Here is a 4,695-nt window from a genome sequence, read left to right on the forward strand (position 1 = left end):
TTTATCGATAGATACAGTACCCATATCACTGTTGCACTCGATTCTTTCTTTATTATCAAGAATGAGAGAACCAGGGATAAATGCAGCGGCACCATTCTCTAGCAAGCGAACACGCATACCAGCACGGTTAATGTCGAAGATCTCTGCTTGGAAGCGTGTTTCTTCTGCTGGTGCGTTAGCTAACGTGCGAGCATACAACCAATCACCTACATTACGCTCAGCCATACCGTGATGGCGGCGGTGTAGTGCAAGTTCATCACCAATAGTCTCGTCTGGTGTTTGAATTGGCGCTTTACCAAGGATATGTGCTTTCAGCATACGGTGGTTAATCATGTCACCGTACTTACGAATTGGAGAAGTCCAAGTCGCGTAAATGTCTAGACCCATTGCGTAGTGTGGTGCAGGTTCGTTGCTGATTTCACTGTACGCTTGGAACTTGCGGATACGGTTATCGTAGTAGTTATTATCTAAAGAGCCTAACCAGCGGCGCAGTGCAGCAAAGCCTTCAAGAGAAATAATTTGCTCTTCTGTGAACGGTGTTTCTGCTTGTGGATTAACCAGTTCAAGAACGTCTGCAACTTTCTCGGCTTTGAAACCAGAGTGGCAGTTAAACACACCTTGGTTGAAGCTCTCTTTCAGTACTCGACCCGCACAGATGTTTGCGCTGATCATCGACTCTTCAACCAACTTGTTCGCACTACGACGCATGTCTGCGTGAATAGCAACAACATCGTTATCTTCGCTAAGTTCAAAGCGGTAGTCAGGGCGATCTGGGAATACCACTGCGTTTGCTGAGCGCCATGTTGAACGTGCTTGTGCAAATTCGTGTAGGTCAGAAACAATCGCTGCGATCTCTTCGCTTGGTTGCCACTTCTCTGATGCACCGGTTTCTAGCCAGTCTGATACGTTGTCGTAAGCAAGACGAGCGTGAGATTTAATGTTCGCCGCGAAGAAGTTGATGTCATCGCCAATAACGCCATCTTTAGACACGGTTACTGTGCAGCATAGGGCAGGGCGAACTTCGTTCTCGATAAGCGAACATAGGTTGTCTGCAAGGTCACGAGGTAACATTGGGATGTTACGACCAGGCAGGTAAATCGTGAAGCCGCGTTCGCGTGCCACTTTGTCCATTGCGTCATCAGGAGAGATGTAAGCGGTAGGATCAGCAATCGCGATAGTCAGTTCAAAATCACCGTTCTCTTTCTTCTCCGCGTAAAGTGCATCGTCCATATCTTTTGTGCTTTCGCCATCGATAGTCACAAAAGGAACGTGAGTCATGTCTACACGTTCTAAATCAGCATCGTCATTGATTTGCCAATTATCGATACCTTCAGGTTCACTATTTGGTAGGTCATTCTGTGCAAGTGTTACCCACCAAGGTGCGATCTTGTCGTCAGCGTCAGTGATCTTTTCTGAGATTTGAGCTAAGAAGCCGTTGTCACCTTTCAATGGGTGCTGAATGATATGAGCAACAACCCAATCGCCTTCTTTTAGCGTTTCTGGGTTTAGGCCTTTCTTGGCTTTCGCTTTTAGTTGCAGCTTTTTAAGCTGAGGGTGGTCAGGTACAACGTTTAAGCGGCCTTTGAAAAGCTTAACTCGAGCAATAAAGCGAGTAAGACCTTGTTCAACCAATTCTTCTGGCTCTGCAACTTCACGCTCTTTCTCGGTGCGAATGATGGCAATCACTTTGTCACCGTGCACACATTTCTTCATGTATGGAGGCGGGATGAAGTAGCTTGTTTTGCTGTCGACTTCTAGAAAACCAAACCCTTTTTCAGTGGCTTTGATTGTGCCTTCCTTTTTTGGGAGGGTTTCTTGGATTTGTTGCTTAAGCTGAGCGAGTAGAGGGTTATCTTGAAACATCTTACTTTTATCTTACGAGAACAATTGAGCACACTATAATCATTGCGAAGCCTGATTACTACTTAAAGCCGAAAGGAGAGCAAATTAATTGCCAGCTTATTTACTAGGTTCAATTCAATTGATGTAAACGGCTATGACGAGATATTCATCAAGTTTTGACGATATGATAGCCAGTATTGAAAGAAAACCGAAAAATATGTGATGTAATTCAATTTTTTCTGGCTTTTTTTATGCATTTAAGGAATAATCCGCCTCCCTTAGACGTCCCTAATGGCTTGAAGTGTTTTATTACTGCTTCGTAACTCTGAATGGAATCAGTATCTGATTGGATCAGTATTGGAAATGGTAGAGCTCCCGGGACCTTTTGTTTACTTATATATAGTGGGATCCCAATGTCCGAATCTGTAATTCAATTTAATGAATTAGCCCTAAACGAAAACATCCTTTCAGCTCTTGATAGCATGGGTTTCGTTTCTCCAACTCCAATCCAAGCAGCAGCTATTCCTCTTCTTCTTGAAGGCCGTGACGCACTAGGTAAAGCACAGACTGGTACTGGTAAAACAGCAGCATTCTCTCTGCCTTTACTAAACAAAATCAACCTAAACCAACACAAACCACAAGCAATCATCATGGCTCCTACTCGTGAGCTAGCGATCCAAGTTGCTGCGGAAATCAAAAACCTAGGCCGTGACATCAAAGGTCTTAAAGTTATTGAAATCTACGGTGGTGCTTCAATCGTTGACCAAATGCGTGCTCTAAGCCGTGGTGCTCACATTGTTGTTGGTACTCCAGGTCGTGTTAAAGACTTACTAACTCGTGACCGTCTACACCTAGATGAAGCACACACATTTGTTCTTGATGAAGCAGATGAAATGCTAAAAATGGGCTTCGTAGATGACGTTACTTGGATTCTTGAGCAAGCGCCAGAATCTGCACAACGTGTACTTTTCTCTGCAACTATGCCTCCAATGGTTAAGACTATTGTTGACCGTTACCTACGTAACCCGGCTAAAGTTGACGTTGCTGGTACTAACCACACAGTTGATAAAGTAGCGCAGAACTTCTGGGTTGTTAAAGGTGTAGAAAAAGACGAAGCAATGTCTCGTCTTCTAGAAACTGAAGAAACTGACGCGTCAATCGTATTCGTACGTACTCGTCAAGATACTGAGCGTCTAGCTGATTGGCTATCTGCACGTGGCTTTAAAGCTGCTGCACTGCACGGTGATATTCCTCAGTCTCTACGTGAGCGCACTGTTGATCACATCAAACAAGGTGTTATCGATATCCTAGTTGCAACAGACGTTGTAGCTCGTGGTCTTGATGTTCCACGTATCACTCACGTATTCAACTACGACATCCCATTCGATGTTGAATCTTACATCCACCGTATTGGTCGTACTGGCCGTGCTGGACGTAAAGGTAAAGCGATCCTTCTAGTTCGCACAAACCAAATTCGTATGCTTCGCACAATCGAGCGCGTAACTAAGTCTACAATGGAAGAAATCCAACTTCCTCTACGTGACCAAGTTGCTGCTGCACGTGTTGCTAAGCTTGGCGCTGAGCTTGAAACAGAGAAAGAAAGCAAAGCTCTAGAAAACTTCGCAGGTCTTATTACTACTCTGCAAGAGTCTCTAGACGTAGATGCTGCAACTCTAGCTGCAATGCTTCTTAAGCGTCAGCAAGGTAAGAGCCCACTGTTCTACATTGGTGAAGACCCAATGATCGCTGCTATCGAGCGCGACAAGAACCGTCGTAAAGAGCGTCGTGAAAACCGTGACAACGGTGGCCGTGATTTCAATACTCAAGACTGGGATACTTACCAACTACAAGTTGGCCGTGAGCAAGGTGTTCAGGTTAAAGATATCGTTGGCGCACTTGCAAACGAACTTGGCCTAACTAAAGGTTCTATCGGTGCTATCAAACTTGACCAAGGTTCAACTTACGTTCAACTGCCAAAAGCAATGAACTCTGAAACTGCTGGTAAACTAAGCAAGCTACGCATCCGTCAAAAAGAAGCTGGTGCTGTTGTTGTAGACTTCAACGATTTCCGTGAACCACGTCGTGGTAACGGTGGCCGTGGCGGTCGTGATGGTGGTCGTGGTGGTTACCGCGGAAACCGTGATGGCAACCGCGATGGTAATCGTGAAGGCGGTCGCGGTGGATACCGTGGCAACCGTGACGGTAACCGCGATGGCAACCGTGAAGGCGGCCGTGATGGCGAGCGTCGTTTCGACCGCAACCGTGGTGGCGATCACCGTGGCAACTACCGTGGCGAACGTGGCCATGGCAACGGCGGTAACCGTGGTCGTCGTCCAGAGCGCAACGAAGGTTAATCAACCTTTAGCTTAGACGTTCTAGTCTAGACACTGAATTTAAAAGCCGAGCATTATGCTCGGCTTTTTTGTGCCTGCTTGTTCATTCTTCCGACCGCACTGCGCATAACTCATGCACCTTACTTCACGCCAAGATTGATATTACTTCTGCAACCCAGTTAGAAATGATTGTTCAAACTCCCGGATGAAGGGAGCAATCACTCTATCTTGCTCCGTTAACGTAGCTGTATAGCATTGTAAGGCTATACTTAAATTACGTGCTACAAGTCGAGGTAGTAGTAATAAAAGCCTCTTAAATTGCTGTGTAGTCTGTTTACGCAGGGCTCAACTTCTAGAGCATGGAGAGTGTGGGATAGGGTGAGTATTGTTGCTTTGTTTCATGATGTTGACCGTCTTACCGGATCACTCAAATCAAGTTAAAAATAGTTCAAGCATTCGTTTGCGTTGTCAGTTTGTTCATTTTCATATTCAACTATTTTTTAATTTTGCTCTCGAAATA

The 4,695-nt window shown here is 45.3% G+C and carries 2 protein-coding genes; one reads left to right on the forward strand and one right to left on the reverse strand.

Going from position 1 to position 4,695, the window contains the following annotated elements; translation table 11 throughout:
* Nucleotides 1–1,863 (reverse strand): exoribonuclease II (rnb, locus tag BCT81_RS20100; RefSeq protein ID WP_102425582.1); only part of this gene is annotated, 1,863 nt, incomplete at its 3' end.
* Between the two features lie 308 nt (nucleotides 1,864–2,171).
* Here rnb and BCT81_RS20105 point away from each other — a divergent pair.
* Nucleotides 2,172–4,196: a DEAD/DEAH box helicase gene (locus tag BCT81_RS20105; RefSeq protein WP_083803034.1), complete on the forward strand. Its 2,025-nt coding sequence runs from the start codon at nucleotides 2,172–2,174 to the stop codon at nucleotides 4,194–4,196.
* The last annotated feature ends 499 nt before the right edge of the window (nucleotides 4,197–4,695 follow it).

It is taken from the genome of Vibrio sp. 10N.261.52.A1, from assembly GCF_002876325.1.
GTDB lineage: Bacteria > Pseudomonadota > Gammaproteobacteria > Enterobacterales > Vibrionaceae > Vibrio > Vibrio chagasii.

Bases quoted from the DNA above. Each gene is read 5' to 3' on its own strand.
- BCT81_RS20105 (WP_083803034.1), top strand. From the start codon at position 2,172: ATGGAATCAGTATCTGATTGGATCAGTATTGGAAATGGTAGAGCTCCC.